Origin of the sequence: Janthinobacterium sp. SUN128, assembly GCF_030587275.1 — a bacterium.
GTDB lineage: Bacteria > Pseudomonadota > Gammaproteobacteria > Burkholderiales > Burkholderiaceae_D > Janthinobacterium > Janthinobacterium lividum.
Genome location: NZ_JAPWHY010000001.1, coordinates 4,309,857 through 4,328,992, shown reverse-complemented (window position 1 = coordinate 4,328,992; position 19,136 = coordinate 4,309,857). Strand labels below are relative to the sequence as shown.

General features: G+C 61.5%; 17 protein-coding genes. 8 read left to right on the top strand and 9 right to left on the bottom strand.

From position 1 onward, the window contains the following. The first annotated feature begins 49 nt into the window (after positions 1-49). The 3 genes from O3297_RS19575 to O3297_RS19565 all read left to right on the top strand — a co-directional run bounded on the left by O3297_RS19575 (position 50) and on the right by O3297_RS19565 (position 2,024). Positions 50-721 carry a glutathione S-transferase gene (locus O3297_RS19575; protein ID WP_070254729.1) on the top strand — a complete coding sequence of 224 codons (672 nt, stop codon included), beginning with the start codon at positions 50-52 and terminating at the stop codon, positions 719-721. Between the two features lie 71 nt (positions 722-792). Continuing rightward, positions 793-1,566, top strand: a complete 774-nt coding sequence (locus tag O3297_RS19570; RefSeq protein WP_034778849.1) for a 5'-3' exonuclease H3TH domain-containing protein — start codon at positions 793-795, stop codon at positions 1,564-1,566. A gap of 50 nt (positions 1,567-1,616) precedes the next feature. Next, a complete protein-coding gene (locus O3297_RS19565) occupies positions 1,617-2,024 on the top strand; it encodes a response regulator (protein WP_077409312.1) in 408 nt (135 codons plus the stop codon). Here O3297_RS19565 and mnmA read toward each other — a convergent pair. After that, positions 2,021-3,142 (bottom strand): tRNA 2-thiouridine(34) synthase MnmA, encoded by a 1,122-nt coding sequence (gene mnmA / locus O3297_RS19560; RefSeq protein ID WP_034778847.1) that lies wholly within the window; start codon positions 3,140-3,142, stop codon positions 2,021-2,023. The two genes, O3297_RS19565 and mnmA, sit on opposite strands and share 4 nt — an antisense overlap. Before the next feature lie 30 nt (positions 3,143-3,172). After that, positions 3,173-3,652, bottom strand: coding sequence for an NUDIX hydrolase (locus O3297_RS19555; RefSeq protein ID WP_010401817.1), 480 nt, complete (start codon positions 3,650-3,652; stop codon positions 3,173-3,175). A gap of 412 nt (positions 3,653-4,064) precedes the next feature. Between O3297_RS19555 and O3297_RS19550 the strand changes: the two genes are divergently transcribed. The 3 genes from O3297_RS19550 to O3297_RS19540 are packed head-to-tail and all read left to right on the top strand — an operon-like array spanning position 4,065 to position 6,979. Beyond that, on the top strand, positions 4,065-5,177 hold the full coding sequence (locus O3297_RS19550; RefSeq protein WP_034778843.1) for a Re/Si-specific NAD(P)(+) transhydrogenase subunit alpha: 1,113 nt from the start codon (positions 4,065-4,067) through the stop codon (positions 5,175-5,177). 24 nt (positions 5,178-5,201) lie between these two features. Further along, positions 5,202-5,516 (top strand): NAD(P) transhydrogenase subunit alpha, encoded by a 315-nt coding sequence (locus O3297_RS19545; RefSeq protein WP_034778841.1) that lies wholly within the window; start codon positions 5,202-5,204, stop codon positions 5,514-5,516. An 8-nt stretch (positions 5,517-5,524) separates the two neighbouring features. Continuing rightward, positions 5,525-6,979 (top strand): NAD(P)(+) transhydrogenase (Re/Si-specific) subunit beta, encoded by a 1,455-nt coding sequence (locus tag O3297_RS19540; protein ID WP_305049715.1) that lies wholly within the window; start codon positions 5,525-5,527, stop codon positions 6,977-6,979. A 45-nt stretch (positions 6,980-7,024) separates the two neighbouring features. Here the strand turns inward: O3297_RS19540 and O3297_RS19535 are convergent, their stop codons facing one another. The 7 genes from O3297_RS19535 to O3297_RS19505 all read right to left on the bottom strand — a co-directional run bounded on the left by O3297_RS19535 (position 7,025) and on the right by O3297_RS19505 (position 15,674). Beyond that, the gene (locus O3297_RS19535; RefSeq protein ID WP_034778836.1) at positions 7,025-7,978 is read right to left on the bottom strand and encodes a sensor domain-containing diguanylate cyclase; all 954 of its coding nucleotides are present in this window, start codon (positions 7,976-7,978) and stop codon (positions 7,025-7,027) included. A gap of 115 nt (positions 7,979-8,093) precedes the next feature. Next, positions 8,094-9,236, bottom strand: a complete 1,143-nt coding sequence (locus O3297_RS19530; protein WP_305049503.1) for a UbiH/UbiF/VisC/COQ6 family ubiquinone biosynthesis hydroxylase — start codon at positions 9,234-9,236, stop codon at positions 8,094-8,096. A 9-nt stretch (positions 9,237-9,245) separates the two neighbouring features. Next, positions 9,246-10,568 (bottom strand): aminopeptidase P N-terminal domain-containing protein, encoded by a 1,323-nt coding sequence (locus O3297_RS19525; protein ID WP_191909801.1) that lies wholly within the window; start codon positions 10,566-10,568, stop codon positions 9,246-9,248. Then, positions 10,568-11,287, bottom strand: coding sequence for an N-acetylmuramate alpha-1-phosphate uridylyltransferase MurU (gene murU, locus O3297_RS19520; protein ID WP_151097387.1), 720 nt, complete (start codon positions 11,285-11,287; stop codon positions 10,568-10,570). The genes O3297_RS19525 and murU overlap by 1 nt, the downstream gene beginning before the upstream one ends. Before the next feature lie 62 nt (positions 11,288-11,349). Beyond that, on the bottom strand, positions 11,350-12,417 hold the full coding sequence (locus O3297_RS19515; protein ID WP_151097385.1) for an aminoglycoside phosphotransferase family protein: 1,068 nt from the start codon (positions 12,415-12,417) through the stop codon (positions 11,350-11,352). 124 nt (positions 12,418-12,541) lie between these two features. Beyond that, a complete protein-coding gene (ltrA, locus tag O3297_RS19510) occupies positions 12,542-14,245 on the bottom strand; it encodes a group II intron reverse transcriptase/maturase (RefSeq protein ID WP_305049501.1) in 1,704 nt (567 codons plus the stop codon). Positions 14,246-15,341: 1,096 nt separating this feature from the next. Beyond that, entirely contained in the window at positions 15,342-15,674 is a 333-nt protein-coding gene (locus O3297_RS19505; protein ID WP_230520392.1) for a hypothetical protein, read from the bottom strand. A gap of 6 nt (positions 15,675-15,680) precedes the next feature. Here O3297_RS19505 and O3297_RS19500 point away from each other — a divergent pair, with 6 nt between their 5' ends. Together O3297_RS19500 and O3297_RS19495 are read left to right on the top strand one after the other, a co-directional pair. After that, complete coding sequence (locus tag O3297_RS19500; protein ID WP_244517449.1) at positions 15,681-17,642, top strand: LPS-assembly protein LptD; 1,962 nt, start codon at positions 15,681-15,683, stop codon at positions 17,640-17,642. Positions 17,643-17,745: 103 nt separating this feature from the next. Next, positions 17,746-19,134 (top strand): peptidylprolyl isomerase, encoded by a 1,389-nt coding sequence (locus O3297_RS19495; protein WP_230520394.1) that lies wholly within the window; start codon positions 17,746-17,748, stop codon positions 19,132-19,134. Positions 19,135-19,136 lie beyond the last annotated feature (2 nt).

Here is a 19,136-nt window from a genome sequence, read left to right as displayed (position 1 = left end):
CGGCCGTCCCGGCTATACTGGAACTCAACCATCGCCTAACGGGAAAACCATGATCGTCGTCCACCATCTGAACAACTCGCGCTCGCAGCGCGTGCTCTGGCTGCTCGAGGAACTGGGCCTCGACTATGAGGTCAAGCGCTACCAGCGCGACCCGAAGACCATGCTGGCGCCCGCTTCGCTGAAGGCCGTGCATCCGCTGGGCAAGTCGCCCGTGATCACGGACGGCGCCAACACCATCGCCGAATCGGGCGCCATCATCGACTACCTGGTCGAGCGCTACGGCAATGGCCGCTTGATCCCGGCGGCCGGCACGCCGGACAAGCTGCGCTGGACCTACTGGCTGCATTTCGCGGAAGGCTCGGCCATGCCGCCGCTGCTGATGAAGCTGGTGTTCGACAAGGTCGAATCGTCGCCGATGCCGTTTTTCGTCAAACCCATCGCGCGCGGCATCGCCGGCAAGGTCAAGAGCAGCTTCATCCTGCCCAATATCAACAGCCAGCTGGCCTACATGGAAGCGGAGCTGGAGAAAACCAAATGGTTTGCCGGCAATGAATTCACGGCGGCCGATATCCAGATGAGCTTTCCGCTGGAAGCGGCGGCCATGCGCGGCGGACTCGACGAGCGCCTGCCGAAGCTGACGGCCTTCCTGCAGCGCATCCATGCGCGCCCGGCCTACCAGCGCGCGCTGGAACGTGGCGGACCCTACGATTTCGCCAAATAAGCGGCATTCAAGCCCGATGTGCAGGGAACCATACGGTAAAATGCCCGATTCAACCAGTATCCACTTACCGCATGGCCAGACTCCTCGCTATCGACGGCTTGAATATCGTACGCCGCGTCTACGAAGCCAGTCCTGAACCCGACTCCGACCTGAAGGCGGAGATCGCGCTGCGCCATGCGCTGTCGTCGTTCCGTACCCTCATCAACGACCACGAGCCGACGCATATCCTGCCGGCCTTCGACTTCGGCGGCCCGACCTGGCGCCACGCCCTGTATGCCGGCTACCGCGAAGGGCGCCAGCCCATGCCGCAGGTGCTGCGCGACGCCTTGCCCGGCTTTTACGCCACGCTGGCCAGCTTCGGCATGCACGTGGTCAGCATTCCCGAGGTCGAAGCCGACGACGTGATCGGCACGGCCGTCATGCGCTGGCTGCACGAGGGGCGCGGCGCGGCCGTCATCGCCACCACCGACAAGGATTTGCATGGCCTGATCGCCCACGGCGCGCTGGTATGGGATCACTTCAAGGGTGTCTGGCATGACCACGCCTGGGTCGAGAAAAAGTTCGGCGTGCCGCCGGAACTGCTGCCCGACCTGCTGGCGCTGATGGGCGACGTCACCGACAGCATCCCCGGCGTGTCGAAGATCGGCCTGAAGACGGGCGCGAAACTGTTGCGCGCCTACGGCAATATCGACGCCGTGATGGCTGGCGCGGGGATTTTGCCCGGCGCGCTGGGCGAAAGCCTGCGAAAAGAGCGGGAAATACTGTATCTTTCAAGAAAGTTAGTGGCGCTGAAAACGGATGTCACGTTAGGCGTGACCTGGAACAAGCTCGTGTGGGAAAAATAGAGCTCTTTTGGCCAGAACACGGAAAAAATCAAGCAAGGGAAGTAATCATGATGTTAAAGACAGTCCTGATCGATAGCAGCGCCGTGGCGCGCGGCCTGCTGAACACGGTCCTGACCGATGGCGGCTACGATGTCTGCGGGCAGACGCATACCAGCGCGCTGGGGCTGGCGCTGCTGGTCAAGCACCACCCGCATTTCGTGTGCATCGCGCGCGAGCAGGTGGAAGATGGGACCAACGTGGTGCAAACCATCCGCGCCCAGTATCCGAAGACGCTCATTTTCATGGTCTCGGGCGGCATCGATGCCGCTTCGCTGCAGGCCGCCCACGCCATGGGCGTGTCGGGTTTCATCGTGAAACCCTTCATGGCCGACACGGTCCTGAAAACCGTGCGCAACACGGTGATTGCCATGGTGCGCAAGCAGCAAGCCCTGGCCGCTGCCGCGCAAGGCAACTCCTAGCTGCCGGCCAAACCTGTGGCGCTGGCGATGATGCCGCCACCGAGGCACACGTCGCCGTCATACAGCACGGCCGACTGGCCGGGCGTGACGGCCCATTGCGCCTGGTCAAACGCCAGGCTGAAGTGTTCATTCCCATCCGGCAGCAACTGGCAAGCCACGTCGGCCTGGCGGTAGCGCGTCTTGGCGCTCAAGGCGCCCGCTTGCGGCGCCACACCGGCAACCCAGCTGGCCTGGTCGGCCGTCAGGGATGGCGACAGCAGCCACGGGTGGTCATGGCCCTGCACCACCCACAGGGTGTTGTTGGCGATATCCTTGCGCGCCACATACCAGGCGTCGCTGCTGCCGTCCGCGTTCTGGTACGACTTCACGCCGCCGATGCCGATGCCCTTGCGCTGGCCCAGGGTATAAAAACTCAGTCCCACGTGTTCGCCCACGGTCTTGCCATCGGCCGTCTTCATGGGCCCCGGCTTGTAGGACAGGTAGCGGTTCAAAAATTCGCGGAACGGGCGTTCGCCAATAAAACAGATGCCCGTCGAATCCTTCTTTTGCGCGTTCGGCAGGGCCAGTTTCTCGGCGATCTGGCGCACTTGCGTCTTCGGGATTTCACCGAGTGGGAACAAGGTCTTCGACAACTGCGCCTGGTTCAGGCGGTGCAGGAAGTAGCTTTGGTCCTTGCTGGCGTCGACGGCTTTCAGAAGCTCGTAGCGGCCCGCATCGGTGGGCGCCTGGCGCACGCGCGCGTAGTGGCCGGTGGCGATCAGGTCGGCGCCCAGGGTCATGGCATGGTCAAGGAATGCCTTGAACTTGATTTCGGCGTTGCACAGCACGTCCGGGTTCGGCGTGCGGCCGGCCTGGTATTCGCGCAGGAAATCAGCGAACACGCGGTCCTTGTATTCGGAGGCGAAATTGACGGCTTCGATATCGACGCCGATGACGTCGGCCACGCTGGCCGCGTCGATCCAGTCCTGGCGCGTGGAGCAGTATTCCGAATCGTCGTCATCTTCCCAGTTTTTCATGAACAGGCCGATGACTTCATAGCCTTGTTCCTTCAGCATCCATGCCGCGACCGAGGAATCGACCCCGCCCGACATGCCGATAACGACTTTCTTCTTGCTCATCTTGCTTTCCAGTTACTTTTAATAATATTGCTATGCGCTATTGAAAACGGACGCATGCGTGTGCAGCAGGGCCAGGGGTGCGCGCCGGCCGGCCAGGTATTCGTCCACACACTGCAGCACCAGCGGGCTGCGGTGGCGTTCCTGGCACGCCGCCAGCTCGTCGCGCGTCATCCACAGGGTGCGGATGATGCCTTCGTCCAGCGGGCGGTCATGCTCGGCGCCGGCCGTGCCGCAAAAGGTGAAGCGCAAATAGGTCACGTCCTCGCCCGTGCGCAGTGACTGATAGCGCGACATATACATGCCGACCAGTGCCGTGGGGATGAAATCGTAGGCCGCTTCTTCCAGCGTTTCGCGGATCACCGCCTGCTCCAGCGACTCGAACGGATCGAGATGACCGGCCGGCTGGTTGAGCTTGATGCCTTCGCTGGTCTCTTCTTCAATCAGTAAAAACAGGCCGTCGCGCTCGACGATGGCGGCAACGGTGACAGAGGGTTTCCAGATTCTCGGCATGATTCCATCCTTGAAAGAGCCGACATTTTATCTTGTTCTGCGCGCGCGGTTTGAAGCCGGCCTTCTGTTGCGCGGACATATTGATAAATGACAACGTTTTAGCAAATAGCGGTGGGAGGTACTTACGTCTTTCCCGGGGAGCGCACTAGCATGGGGGCATTGGCGGCAAGATGGCAGGAAACGCCCGCTAATATAGGCTTTCCCTGTGGTCAAAACAAGCGCGCACACGTGCTCGACTGTGGTGAGATTGACACACCTTTCCCACAATATGGTCGCCGCGCCGCATGGTGAAACGAATCGTGGGATGCTGGTCAAATTAGTGTCGTACGACTAAAAGTTGCTGGTTCACAAACGTTTAACGCGCTGCTTTCCGTGTTAGATTCTAGTCAGTTTATCAATTAGCGGAGGCATCATGAGGATAGGCATACCGGCCGAAACACGGCCTGGTGAAACGCGGGTGGCAGCAACGCCCGAGACAGTCAAGAAGCTGGCAGCCAAGCATCAGATCGTCGTGCAGTCGGGAGCGGGCCTGCAAGCCTCGATTCCCGATGACGCGTATGCCGCCGCCGGCGCGCAGATCGGCACCGCCCAGGAAGCCTATGGCTGCGCCATCGTGCTCAAGGTGCGCGCGCCCGATGCCGCGGAACGGGCCCTGATGGCCAGCGGCACGGTGCTGATCGGCATGTTGAACCCGTTTGACGCGGACAATATCGCCGCCATGGCCACGGCCGGCCTGTCCGCCTTCGCGCTGGAAGCCGTGCCGCGCATCACGCGCGCGCAGTCGATGGACGTGCTGTCGTCGCAGGCGAATATCGCCGGCTACAAGGCCGTGCTGGTGGCCGCGAATACCTATCAGCGCTTCATGCCGATGCTGATGACGGCGGCCGGCACCGTCAAGGCTGCCCGCGTGCTGATCATGGGCGTGGGCGTGGCAGGGCTGCAGGCGATCGCCACGGCCAAGCGCCTGGGCGCCGTCATCGAGGCGTCCGACGTGCGCCCGCCCGTCAAGGAACAAGTGGAGTCGCTGGGCGCCAAGTTCCTCGACGTGCCTTTCCTCACCGATGAAGAAAAAGAGATCGCCAAGGGTTCGGGCGGCTATGCGCGGGCCATGCCGGCCGACTGGATGCGGCGCCAGGCCGAACTGGTGCACGAACGGGCGAAACTGGCCGACATCATCATCACCACGGCGCTGATCCCCGGCCGCGCCGCGCCCGTGCTCATTTCCGAAGAAACGGTAAAGGCCATGAAACCGGGCTCCGTCATCGTCGACCTGGCCGTGGAGCAGGGCGGCAACTGCCCCCTGTCCGAACTGGGCAAGACCGTGCTGAAACACGGCGTCTACATCGTGGGCGAACCGAACCTGGCGACCCTGGTGGCAGCCGATGCCTCGGCCCTGTATGCGCGCAACGTGCTGGACTTCTTGAAGCTCATCATCGACAAGGACGACCAATTGCTGATCGACCGCGAGGATGAAATCATCAAGGCCAGCCTGGTGTGTGCAGGCAGTGAAATCTTACGTAAATAACGCGGCGCCGGAGAGAACAACATCATGGAAATCAGTCACACCATCATTAACCTGATCATCTTCGTGCTGGCCATTTATGTCGGCTACCACGTCGTCTGGACCGTCACGCCGGCATTGCATACGCCGCTGATGGCCGTCACCAATGCCATTTCCGCCATCATCATCGTCGGCGCCATGCTGGCGGCCGGCCTGACGCAAGGTCCGCTGGCGCAGGCGGCCGGCACCCTGGCCGTGGCGCTGGCCGCCGTCAACGTGTTTGGCGGCTTCCTCGTCACGCAGCGCATGCTCGAGATGTTCCGTAAAAAAGAACCGAAAGCCAAGCAAGGAGCAAAAGAATGAGTCATGCCATGAGCTTCGTCACCATGAACCTGGTGACGATGATGTACCTGATCGCCTCGGTGTGCTTCATCCAGGCCTTGAAAGGCCTGTCCTCGCCCTCGACGGCGCGCCGCGGCAATGCCTTCGGCATGAGCGGCATGGCCATTGCCGCCGTCACCACCGTGGCGCTCATCCTGAAACTGAAGGAACAGCAAGCGGGCGGCATGGGCCTGACCCTCGTCATCATCGGCATCGTCACGGGCGGCACCATCGGCGCCTACCTGGCGAAAACCGTGGAAATGACGAAGATGCCGGAACTGGTGGCGGCCATGCATTCGCTGATCGGCCTGGCCGCCGTGTGCATCGCCGTGGCGGCCGTGTCCGAACCATGGGCCTTCAATATCGCCGAGCATGGACAGGCGCTGCCCATCGGTAACCGCTTCGAGCTGTTCATCGGCACCTTTGTCGGCGCCATCACGTTCTCCGGTTCGGTGATCGCCTTCGGCAAACTGTCGGGCAAATACAAGTTCCGCCTGTTCCAGGGCGCGCCCGTCAGCTTCAAGGGCCAGCACATGCTCAACCTGGCGCTGGCGCTGGTGATGATCGGGCTGGGCCTGGTGTTCTGCTTCGCCGACGGGGTGGAGCCGGCCTGGACGCCGTTCATCGTCATGGCCGTCATCGCCTTTGCGCTGGGCGTGCTGATCATCATCCCCATCGGCGGCGCCGACATGCCGGTGGTGGTGTCGATGCTCAACAGCTACTCGGGCTGGGCCGCGGCCGGCATCGGTTTTTCGCTGAATAACTCGATGCTGATCATCGCCGGTTCGCTCGTGGGGTCTTCGGGCGCGATCCTGTCGTACATCATGTGCAAGGCCATGAACCGCTCGTTCTTCAACGTCATCCTGGGCGGCTTCGGCGGCGATGCGCCAGCCGCTGGCGTGGCGGGCGCGCAGGAACAGCGTCCCGTGAAATCGGGTTCGGCCGACGATGCCGCCTTCATCATGGGCAATGCGGAAACCGTCATCATCGTGCCCGGCTACGGCCTGGCCGTGGCGCGCGCGCAGCACTCGCTGAAAGAACTGGTGGAGAAGCTCACGCACAAGGGCATCACCGTCAAGTATGCGATACACCCGGTGGCGGGGCGCATGCCGGGTCACATGAACGTGCTGCTGGCCGAAGCGGAAGTGCCCTACGACCAGGTCTTCGAGATGGAAGACATCAATGGCGAATTCGGCCAGACGGACGTGGTGCTGGTGCTGGGCGCGAACGACGTGGTCAACCCGGCGGCGAAAGATCCGAAATCGCCGATCGCCGGCATGCCGATCCTGGAAGCGTATAAAGCCAAGAGCATCATCGTCAACAAGCGCTCGATGGCGTCCGGCTATGCGGGCCTGGACAACGACCTGTTCTATCAGCCGAACACGATGATGGTGTTTGGCGATGCGAAAAAGGTGATCGAGGATATGTTGAAAGCCATCGAATAAACGCCGCTTGCAGCGACCGTACGGCCCGCCTTGCGCGGGCCGTTTTTATTGGCTGGCCGCTGCCGCGACGACCTGGTTGCGTCCCTGGTGCTTGGCGACATACAGGGCCTTGTCGGCATCCGATATGGCCGCGTCCAGGCTGGCGCCCTGCACCAGCGGCGCCACGCCGATGCTGATGGTGACGTGCAGCGCGCCGCCGTCGGGCAGCACGGTGACCGCCGCCGCCACGGCGGCGCGGATGCGCTCGGCCACCTGGTGTGCCTGCTGCAGGCTGGCGTCGGGGAAGAGCAGGCCGAACTCCTCGCCACCGAGGCGCGCCGCCACGTCGGTGATGCGTCCCGTGTCGCGCAGCGCCTGCGCCACCGTGCGCAGCACGGCGTCGCCCACGGCATGGCCATAGCGGTCGTTGATCTTCTTGAAGTGGTCGAGGTCGGCCACGCCCACGCTCAGGGCGGCGCCGCTGCGCGCCGCGCGCGCCATCGCCTGTTCGGCCTGCGCTTCATAGGCGCGCCGGTTGGGCAGCGACGTCAGCGCATCGTGCAGCGCCTGCTGTTCCAGCTGCGCCAGCAGGCTGGCGTTTTTCGCCGCCAGTTCGCGCCGTTCGCGCACGTCGAGCAAAAAGGCGCCGAAATAGCGCATGCCGTCGACCACGCCCAGGTCCAGCGCCTTCATTTCGATGGGGATCATTTGCGTGTCGCGGTGGCGGATGGCGAATTCGCGTATCTTGCCCAGCACGCTGGAAGTGCGCGAGCTGCGGATGTAGTTGATCACGTGGTTGTCGTGCTGCGCGCCGACGGCGTCGGGCAGCAGGCCGTTCAGGGTCTGGCCCAGCAATTCACCGCTGGCATAGCCCGACAGTGCCTGCATGGCGCCATTGATATAGCGGATGCGGCACTGCTCGTCGATGATGATGACGGCGTCGAGGGCGTCTTCCAGCAGGCGGGAAAAGAGTACTTCGGGAAGAGCGGCAGGCGGTGCTGCGGGCAAAGCATCTGTCATGGAACGGTCGCCAAAAGCCAGGTGACAGCCATTGTCGCATCCGCGGGCCGTTTACTCCATGCCGGATCGCCCGCCTGTTTCTTTTTCGCCCGTGCCCTTTCCTTATTGCTAAGACTTAGCGGCGGCCGTACATCATCAGCTCAGCCAGGCTCTTGCGTGCCGGGCTGAAGGCGTCCAGCAAGCCCAGCGACAGGCCCAGCAAGCCTTGCGTGGGTGCGCTGCCCGTGAAGATGCGCGCCATGGTGTCGGTGACGCGCACGGTCAGCCCCCGGTCGGCCTGGCGCAGGCTGGCGTAGCGTTCCAGTCCGGCCGGGCTGCTGTCCTGCCTCAGCACGCGGGCCAGCACGGCGGCGTCGCGCAAGCCCAGGTTCAGGCCTTGTCCCGCCACCGGGTGCAGGGTTTGCGCCGCATTGCCGATGGCGACCGTGCGCGGCGTGCCGCCTCCCTGCGCGTTCAGGCCCAGCGGATAGGCCAGGCGCGACGTCGTGTGGGTAAAGCGTCCCAGGCGGCTGCCGAAGGCGGCGCCCAGGCGGGCCAGGAAGGCAGCGTCGTCCAGGGCCAGCAGTTGTTCGGCGCGCGTAGGCGGCACGCACCATACCAGCGCGTAGCCGTCGTCCTGCGGCAGCAGGGCCAGCGGACCTTCGTCGGTGAAGCGCTCATACGCGCGGTGCGCGATGGGGGCACTTGTGCGCACATGGGCAATGATGGCGCTTTGGCCATAATCGCGGCTGACGGCGCGTTCCTGCTGCTGGCCGAACAGGCCACCTTCGGCTTGCACCAGCAGGCTGGCGCGCAAGCTCGACGCCGCGCCGTCCTGTTCCAGCTGCACGGCCACGCCATCGGCATCCTCGGCACTGCCCGTCACCAGCGCCGGGCGCAGGCTGGTCACGCCCAGGCGCTCGCATACGTCGGCCAGCGCGCTGACGACGGCGCCGTAACGGGCCACATAGCCGAGCGCCTCGACGCCATGCTCGCTGCGGTCCATCAGGCTGCGCCCGAACTGGCCGCGGCGCGAGACGTGAATCTGGTGGATCGGTGTCGCCTCCACGGGCCAGGCGCCCGCCTCCTCAAGAATCTGGCGGCTGCCGTGCGACAGGGCGATGGTGCGCGGGTCGCGCCTGGCTTGCTCGATGGATTTGGCGTCGAGCAGGGCGATGCCGGCGGCGCGGCTGCCGCGCTGCACCAGCAGGGCGGCCAGCGCCATGCCGACGGGGCCGGCGCCGCAGATGGCGAGATCGAAAGTGGACGGTGTATGCATGCGGCGGCGTTAATCCTGTGACATCAGTTGTTCGATTTCAGCGACGCTCTTGGGCGCCGTGCTGAAGACTTCATGGCCTTGCGGCGTGACCAGCACATCGTCTTCGATGCGGATGCCGGTGTGCCAGAACTGTTCCGGCACGCCCGCGCCGGGGCGCACATAGATGCCCGGTTCCACCGTCAGCACCATGCCCGCTTCCAGCGGACGCCACGGCTTGCCCGGAGCACCCGTGTCGCGGTAGGCACCCACGTCGTGCACGTCCATGCCCAGCCAGTGGCTGGTGCCGTGCATGTAGAAGGGCATATACGCCTTGTCGGCGATGACGTCCTGCGCGCTGCCGTTTTTCTGCCGGTCCAGCAAACCCAGGTCCAGCATGCCCTGCGCCAGCACCTGCACGGCCGCCTCGTGGATGGCGCTGTGCGGCAAGCCGGGGCGCACCATGTCCAGCGACGCCTGTTGCGCCGCCAGCACCAGTTCATACAGCGCCCGCTGCGGGCCGCTGAAACGGCCGTTGACGGGCCAGGTACGCGTGATGTCGGAGGCATAGCCATCGAGTTCGCAGCCGGCGTCGATCAGTACCAGCTGGCCGTCCTGCAGCACGGCGTTGTTGGCGCTGTAATGCAGGATGCAGGCGTTGCCGCCGCCCGCCACGATGGAGGAATACGCGGGGAACTGCGCGCCGCTGCGGCGAAATTCGTACAGCAGCTCCGCTTCCAGCGCGTATTCGTGCATGCCGGGCCGTGTGGCGCGCATGGCGCGCACGTGGGCCGCGCTGGAAATGGCGGCCGCGCGGCGCATCAGGCCTTGTTCTTCCGGGTCTTTCAGCAGGCGCATGGCGTCGAGCATGCCATTGATGTCATGCGCGATGGCGGGCGCCGTGACGCCGCTGCGGGCCTTTTGCCGCACGTTGTGCCGCCAGACCTTGACTTGCGCATCGAGGCTGCCGCCCAGCGCGTAGTAAATGGCGGGGACGTCGGCCAGCAGGCGCGTCATTTCCACGTCGAGCTCCTCGATGGGGAAGGCGCTGTCAAAACCGAAGCTGGCGCGCGCCGCCTCGGGGCCGTGGCGGAAACCGTCCCAGATTTCGCGTTCGGTGTTTTTTGCCCGGCAAAACAGGATGGCGCGCGCCGGCGCCGTGGCGCTGGCGGCCACCAGGGCCACGGCGCTATCGGGTTCCGTAAAGCCGCTCAGGTAATAGAAATAGCTGTCGTGGCGATACGGGTAGTCGCAATCGCTGTTGCGCGGCACTTCGGGCGCCGTGGCGAGGATGGCCACGCTGCCCGGCAGCATCTGCGCCAGCAACGCCGCGCGCCGGGCCGCGTAGTTGGCCATCATGCCGCCGGCGCCTTCGCTGCCACGCCATTGAGCACGTCGAGCTGCGCCGGCGTGCCCACATTCGTCCACTCGCCCGGATAGACTTCGCCGCCCACGCGGCCCTGGTCCGCGTACTGGCGCAGCAAATCGCCCAGTTTGGCGTGGCTGCCGGGCGCGATGCCGTCGAACATCTCAGGGCGGTACACGCCGATATTGGCGAAGGTCCACTTGGTGTCGTCCGTATTGTTGATCGCGAACAAGGTCAAGCCGAAGTCGCCCTTTGGGTGGAAGTCGGGATTGGGCACCAGGTAAGTCCAGGCGATGTCGCGCTGGTCGGCCGGATACGGCGTGCCCAGCACATCCTTGTCGGCCAGCACGTCGAGTACTTGCTTGAAATCAAAGTAGGGGCAATAGATGTCGCCTGAAATGGCGAGAAATGGCTCCTCGCCCAGCAAGTGGCGCGCCTGGGCGATGCCGCCCGCCGTTTCCAGCGGCGTGCTCTCGGGCGAATACGCGATGCGCGCGCCATACGCGCTGCCGTCGCCCAGGGTTTCCTCGATCTGGTGGCCCAGGTGGGAATGGTTGATGACAATGTCCGTGATGCCGGCGCGCACCAGGTTCAGCACATGCCAGACGATCAGTGGACGGCCGCGTACTTTCAGCAGCGGTTTGGGGCAGGTATCGGTAAGCGGACGCATCCGTTCACCGCGGCCTGCGGCAAAGATCATGGCTTTCATGGGGATTCGTTTTCAGTATCGGTAAGTCGGCTGCGCGGGTATGTCGCGCAGCGGGAAAGTGCCTAGAATGTATAGCCGACCTGCGGCGCCTTGTTTTCGAGGGCGTCCAATAAACGCACCAGCGGCTTGAGTTCCGTATAGCGGTTGGCCGTCTTGCGCACGTAGTCGAGCACGGTTGGCAAGTCGCCCATGTACAGATCCTTGCCGTCGCGGTAATTCAGGCGCGCGAACAGGCCGAGGATTTTCAGGTGGCGCTGCAGGGCCGTGAATTCGAAATCGCGGTAGAAAGCGTCGATATCGGGATTGACTGGCAAGCCCAGCTGCTTGGCGCGCTGCCAGTAGCGGATCACCCAGTCGAGCACCAGTTCTTCATCCCACTGGATATACGCGTCGCGCAGCAGCGAGGCGATGTCGTAGGTGACAGGGCCGAAGACGGCATCCTGGAAGTCGAGGATGCCGGGATTGGGGATGGAACCATCGTTGATGTGCATCAAATTGCGCGAATGGTAGTCGCGGTGCATGAACACTTGCTGCTGCGACAAGATATTCGCCGTGATCGCTTCGAAAACCTTGTCCAGCTGGGTCTGTTGCACATCCGTTAAGGTGGCGCCCAGGTGTTTGCCGATAAACCATTCCGGGAACAGATTCATTTCGCGCAGGATGAAGGCGCGGTCGAATTCCGGCAAGACATCGGGCTGGCTGGCCAGCTGGATTTTCATCAGCGACTCGAGCGCTTCGGCGTACAGCACGCTGGCGTTATCGTGGTTCAGGGCGTCGAGATAGGTGGTCGTGCCCAGGTCGGAGAGCAGCAGGAAGCCATTGTCCAGGTCTTGCGCGATGATCTCGGGCACGGACACGCCGGCGCCTTTCAGCAAGCCGGCCACCTTGACAAAGGCGGGCACGTTTTCACGCTCGGGCGGCGCATCCATGGCAATCAGTGTGCTTCCTGGCAATGTTGCATTGCCTGGCAGCACATCGAGACGGTAGTAGCGGCGGAAGCTGGCATCGCTGGAAGCGGGACGGGCGGATTCGGGCGCGACGAGGTTAAGCGAGGTCAACCAGGCTTTCAACAGGGTCAGGCGAGCGTCGGCGGAGGCCGGCGCGGTGGAGGAATTGGGGGAGAATGACATTAAGCGGCCTGTGGAATCGGGTTGATGGTGCGGAGGGTAGGAGAACCCCATTGCTGGAAGCTCTCCCCCCTAAGAACCGTGCATGCGACTTTCACCGCACACGGCTCAAGCATAATAAAAGTCCCTATGCAGGGACCGGCTTCGCAACTTGTAAATCGTTTGCGTGCACATTTATATGGCAATTTGGGTGCAATAATACGCGATTTCCAAGGGCGTCGGAACCACCTGCCACACGGTGTTCTATGTGGTGGTCATGCCATCCGGTTTCCATGTTCATCTCGTACCCACACAGAGCGCACAAGCCACGTTGGTCGAGGTAGAGCTTGGCCCACTCACGCCGGTAGGACATGTTTTTCAACATGCGTTCCTGCCGAAGGGTTTCGCCGTACAGTTCCCATTGCGGATCGTAGGGGTGATAGCCGCCCTTGATCTTCGTGTGACGCAGAATCGCTGTACCTGGTAACGAGTACAGTTCCTTCATGGCCTTATTGCCATTCTTTGTGACAACGTCCGCTGCAAACATCCGATTTCCACTCTCGGTTGGGCGCCAGTATCGGTCGCGTATCCAACTGTCGGTTTTCTTCGGATGCCTGCGCATGGCCCAGCGACGAAGCCGCCAGTACAGCAGCGACTCCATCGTCGAGAACGCCTCCTTGGCCACTACAGGGCTGTGATATTGCGCCCAGCCCCGCAGCATGGGGTTCAGCAATCGAATGAGATTCTCCTGCTTCGCCCCGATGTTTTCGCTGATCGTCTTCCTCAGCTTTTCATAGAACGCTTTCATGTTCTTCTTACTTGGCTTGATGAGCAGTGTCCCGGAATATTTTCGGAAGTTCCACCCCAGAAAGTCGAAGCCCTCATCGATGTGCACGATCTTGGTTTTGGCACTGGACAGTCGCAATCCTCTGACTGCAAGAAATGCTTCGATCCAAGGCCTGATTTCCGTCTCCAGCAGTTCCTTCGATCCACTGGTAACGACAAAATCGTCCGCATATCGCACGACACCGACTTTGAGCTTGCCGGCCTTTGACTTGCCGAATTTCGCACCGAGGTGCGCAATCAGTTCAGTCTCCAGCCCGTTCAACGTCCAATTCGCAAGGGCAGGGCTGATGATGCCGCCCTGTGGCGTTCCAGCTGTGGTTGCCATCAATTGCTTCCGGTCAACTACCCCGGATTTCAGCCATTTAGACAGGATCAACTTATCCATGAAGACATTGTCGACCAGCCATTGATGGTTGATATTGTCGAAAAAACCTTCGATATCCGCATCTAACACCCAGGTTGCCGAGACTTTCCGGCAGGTCTGGAGAAAAATTTGCGACATCGCATCGGCCGTTGAGCGATTTTTGCGAAACCCGTATGAGTTGGGATCACTCAGCGTTTCCAAGACCGGATCCAAGGCCAGCAGGTGAAGCGCCTGCATCGCCCGGTCCCGCATGGTAGGGATGCCCAGTGGGCGCATCTTTCCATTTGACTTGGGAATAAAGACCCTCCGTAATGGCAGGGGCCGATAGCCTTGTTTCTTCAACTGTGCAATGGCAGCGAACTTCTGCGTTGCTGACTCCCACAACTGCTGGTCCACGCCTGCGGTTCGTTTGCCTTGATTCTCTGTCACTCGTTTGACTGCCAGCGCTTTCGCGCTGAACGAGTGGGTTAGCCACCTTTGCAGCGCTTTCGCCCTGCGCCAGTCGCCTTCCTGTATCGCCTTCGTTAATCGATGCTGCATGGCTCTCACGTTGCGTTGTACGAGGCGCCAGTTGATGGCGACCCATTCAGTAGGCACGTGCGAGGACGCAGAACCGGCAAGACTGCTAGCGGTTACTTTCATGCTGAACCTCGTGTAGTTGTTCCGACGAGACACAGCGCACCCCGAAGGGTGAGCTGCATCCCTTCGGGGTGGTTGAAAATGATGACTGCCTGGAGCCAGTACAGTCGTATGACGACTATTACACCAGATGGAAGTGGGCACCCTTTCAGGCCGGGACAAATCTTGAATCCCTATCCGGACCATTACAGCCCGGCATTCGCTTTCTCCATCCTCCTCTACCCGCTCCCCCAAGGGCGTGCCTTGCGGTTTGCTTGCCGCTATCTCGGTTCTTTGATCGAGCGGCAGGGAATCGGGCTTACCACGTTCCCAACGATATCGACGCGACAGCTACATCGCGACTGGCTGTTTAGGGCCCATCTTTCCCCCGGTGGCTGAATGACGACGTATCCCCAGAATCCACGGAGATAACCAGCCACGTACCGTTTGGTTTAGGCCTGCCAGCAGCTTTGGCCTATTAATATTTACGAGGGTTCAAACGATGGTTCACATAACATTGCCCTTGCAGCACTCACCTAGCCCCTAGACCGCATCGCTGCTTGCAGTCTCCAGCCAGACGTTCGCACGCCAGGCTGCCGGAAAAGAATGGGGGTACGTTGTCCCTGAAGCTTTGCACCCCGCCGTTACCGGCGACGCACATTCAAGTAGGTGACAGATGGTCGTACATCCGGTCATGGCACCAGTTGCAGAACTGAAGCATGACAAGATATCGAAGAGTTTCACTCGGGTATGACTCAGCTGAGAGAAAACCGAGTCTTGCAGAGAACTGTTGAAATATAGAAAATTGTAAGCAAATGTAAAATATCCACAAACTTTGCAAATAAGCTACAGTTTCAATGTTTTATGTAAACAAACAGGCAAAGGGATAGCTACTCGCCGGTGATTCGGCGGGCGTATAAGACTGACAAGGCACCTTCTCGTAGCGTGTCTTGTCTTGCTAAGAATGGGTACTCCGGGGAGCCCCTCACTGTTTATCACTGGTAAACCAGGGATTTGCCTGCGCAGTTCCTGCGCTGCTAGCCGTTACTGCTACGTTGCGACCGGGGCCAGCTACCCGAGCTTTAAGGCGTGTCGCACAGATTCCCATATAATAAGGGATTCAAATCAAAAAATCGCCTGTCATGGTGCTTGCCCCTTCCAATTCATGAGCTGGTTTTCGGCCTCCCCCCCTTCGCAGCGCTGGGCTTTCGCCATCAGCGCGCTCGTCGCCGCCACGACGGTGCCTGTCCACGCCCAGAAAGCGCCGCGCCCGGTTCATGTGGAAGATCCCGACGCGCCCACCGTCATGACGGCGAACAGCATGAACGGACGCCCCGAAAGGGAGATCAATCTCGATAAAAATGTCGTGATTGAACGCGGAAAAACCACAAAAATGACGGCAGATACAGCTTGTTACAAACAAGTTGAAGATCAGTTCGACGCCGAGGGCCATATCAAGATGTGGCGTTTCGGCGATTACTACACGGGCGACGTCCTGAAGCTGAACATGGAGACCGGCAAGGGTTTCCTGCTCAACCCGACGTACCGCTTCGAAGTGGGCGGCGGCCAGGGCAAGGCCGAGCGCGTCGACTTCATCAACCCCGACGAAGCCACTGTTATCGACGGTACTTACAGTACCTGCGAAGGGCCGAATCCGGACTGGTACCTCAAATCGAGCACCTTGAACCTCGATACGGGCCGCGACGTGGGCACCGGCAGCAAGACCATCATCTATTTCAAGGACGTGCCGATCCTGGGCACGCCTGGCATTTCGTTTTCGCTGTCGGGTGCGCGCCGCTCGGGCTGGCTGGCGCCCACGCCGGGCTTTGCCTCGAAGAACGGTTTCGAGCTGCTGATGCCGTATTACGTGAACATCGCGCCGAACCGCGACCTGACCCTGTTCCCGCGCTACATACAGCGGCGCGGCATCCAGCTCGGTGCGGCGGGCCGCTACATGGGCGAGACGGATGCAGGCCTGTACCAGGGCGAAACGTCGTTTGAATTCTTGCCTAACGACAAGCAGACCAAGACCAACCGCTACATGATCAAGTCCAAGCATGAGCAGGCGCTGGCCAAGGGCTGGAGTTACAGCTGGGATCTGCGCGAGGCGTCCGACAATAATTACCCGAACGATTTTTCGAAAACCGTCGCCACCGCCACCGAGCGCCAGTTGCTGCGCGAATTGCGCACCGATTACCGCACCGAGGACTGGAGCCTGACGGCGCGCGTGCAGAATTACCAGGTGCTGCAGGATCCCGATGCGGTCAACAATCCCAGCCTGACCGTTACGCGCCCGTATGACCGCTTGCCGGCGGTGAACTTCCACGCTGGCAAATACGACGTCTGGGGCGGCTTCGACTGGACCTTCGACGCGGAAGCGACGCGCTTCGCCCACCCGACCCTGGTGCAGGGGTCGCGCCTCGTGGCCGTGCCGCAGGTAAGTTTTCCCATCGTGCGCCCGGGATACTTCGTCACGCCCAAGCTGATGCTCAATGCCAGCGCGTATCAGCTCGATAACGACGCCAGGACCAAGGCGAAGTTTGCGGATACGTCGTTTACGCGCGCCGTGCCAACCTTCTCGGTCGACAGCGGCCTGGTGTTTGAACGCGACACGAATCTGTTTGGCGCCAAGGGCGGCACGCAAACCCTGGAACCGCGCCTGTTCTACGTCTACACGCCGTACCGCGACCAGTCGAAGTTTCCGACGTTCGATACGGCCGCTGGCACGTTCAACCTGACGCAGATCTTCACGGAAAACCGTTTTGTCGGCAGCGACCGCATCGGCGATGCCAACCAGGTCACGGCCGCCCTGGTATCGCGTTTCCTGCAGTCCGATGGAACGGAACGCATGCGCCTGACTTTCGGCCAGCGTTTCTATTTTGCCGACCAGCGCGTGCAACTCGATTCGAGCACACCCGTCAACCAGTCGCGTTCGGATATCCTGCTGGCAGCAACGGGCCGCGTGTCCGAGACTTGGACCGCCGACAGCCTGGTGCAGTACAATCCCAGCGACCGCCAGCTGGTCAGTTACAACTACGCCTTGCAATATCAGCCCGGTGCCAAGAAGGTATTGAATTTTGGCAATCGTTTCCAGCGCGGGGTTTATGGTTGGCGCAATGTTGAAGTATCGACCCAATGGCCGTTGACGGACCGCCTGTATGGCGTGGGCCGCATCAGTTACTCCGTGAAGGATCGCAGCATGCTGGAAAGCCTGGTCGGCCTGGAATACAAGGGCGACTGCTGGGTGTTCCGCATGGGCGCGCAGCGTTTCGTGACGACGAACAAGACTGTCTCGACGCCGATCTTCTTCCAGCTGGAATTGACGGGCTTGTCGAATGGCCTGGGTCTGGGCGCGAATGGCCTGGAAACTTTTACAAAAACCATCCCCGGTTACCAGACACTGAGCCAGCCACTCCGTTAAGATAGGCACCGTTGCCGCCGCCGGTGTTCCCGGCGCCGGCACAAACCGGTTTTTTTATTCACCTGAACTCATGAGCGCTCTACACATTATGCGTAATGCCAGTATGCACCAACTCAAAATTGCAACGGTCTTGTTGTGCGCCATTTCCGGCGCCACGACCAGTAGTGTCTGGGCGCAACAGGCTGCGCCAGCGCCTGCCGCCAAGCCCGCTGCCGCGGCGCCGGTCAAGGGGTTTACGCCACCGGCCTCGAGCAGTGGCCAGACCATCGATTCCATCGCCGTCGTCGTCAATGACGAGGTGATTACGCGCAATGAAGTGGCGGCCCGTATCAAGAGCGTGGAGCAGCGCATGAAGGCGCAGAACGTGCCCTTGCCCGATCCTGCCGACCTGCGTCGTCAATTGCTCGAGCGCATGATTGTTGAACGCGCACAAATGCAGCTGGCCAAGGAAATGGGCGTGCGCGTGGATGACCTGACCCTGGATCGCGCGATTGGCCGTATTGCTGAACAGCAAAAAATGACGGTGCAAGAGCTGCGCAACCAGATGGAAAAAGAAGGCACGCCGTTTGCGACCTTCCGCGAAGAAATCCGCGATGAAATCATCATGCAGCGCCTGCGCGAGCATGAAGTCGACGCCAAGATCCAGATTTCCGATTCCGAAGTGGATAACTTCCTGGAAGCGGAAAAAGCGGCCGCCAGCGAACAGGTGGAACTGAACCTGGCGCAGATTCTCGTGCGCATTCCGGAAAATTCCAGCCCCGAACAGATCGCCGCACGCCGCGCGCGCGCCGAAGAAGTCAGCCGCCAGCTGCGCACGGGCGCCGATTTCGCCAAGATGGCCGCTACCTATTCCGACGCCAGCGATGCGCTGAGCGGCGGCGATATCGGCTGGCGCCATAGCGACCGCGTGCCGCCCCTGTTCACGGAACAGTTGCTGAAATTGAAGCCGGGCCAGATCACGCCTATCATCAAGAGCAATACGGGCTTCCACATCCTCAAGCTGGTGGACCGCCGCAGTGCTGCCGAGGCGCAAGCCGTCGCCGCCGTGCAGCAGACGCATGCCCGCCATATCTTGTTGAAAATAACGCCGACCTTGTCGGCGGCCGAAGCCAAGCGCAAATTGTCGGAATTGAAAGAGCGTCTCGATAACAAGGCCGCCAAGTTCGAAGACCTGGCCCGCTTGTTCTCGAACGACGGTTCGGCCGCCAAGGGCGGCGACCTGGGCTGGCTGTATCCAGGCGATACCGTACCGGAATTCGAAACGGCGATGAATGCGCTGAAACCGGGCGAAGTGAGCGAGCCGATCGAATCGAGCTTTGGCTTCCACCTGATCGAAGTGCTGGAACGCAAGAGTGATGACGTCTCGAAAGAGAAGCAGCGCGCCGCTGCGCGCAATGCCTTGCGCGAACGCAAGCTGGAAGAAGCGACGGAAAACTGGGCGCGCGAAGTGCGCGACCGTGCCTACGTCGAATTCCGCGCGGACGACCAGTAATG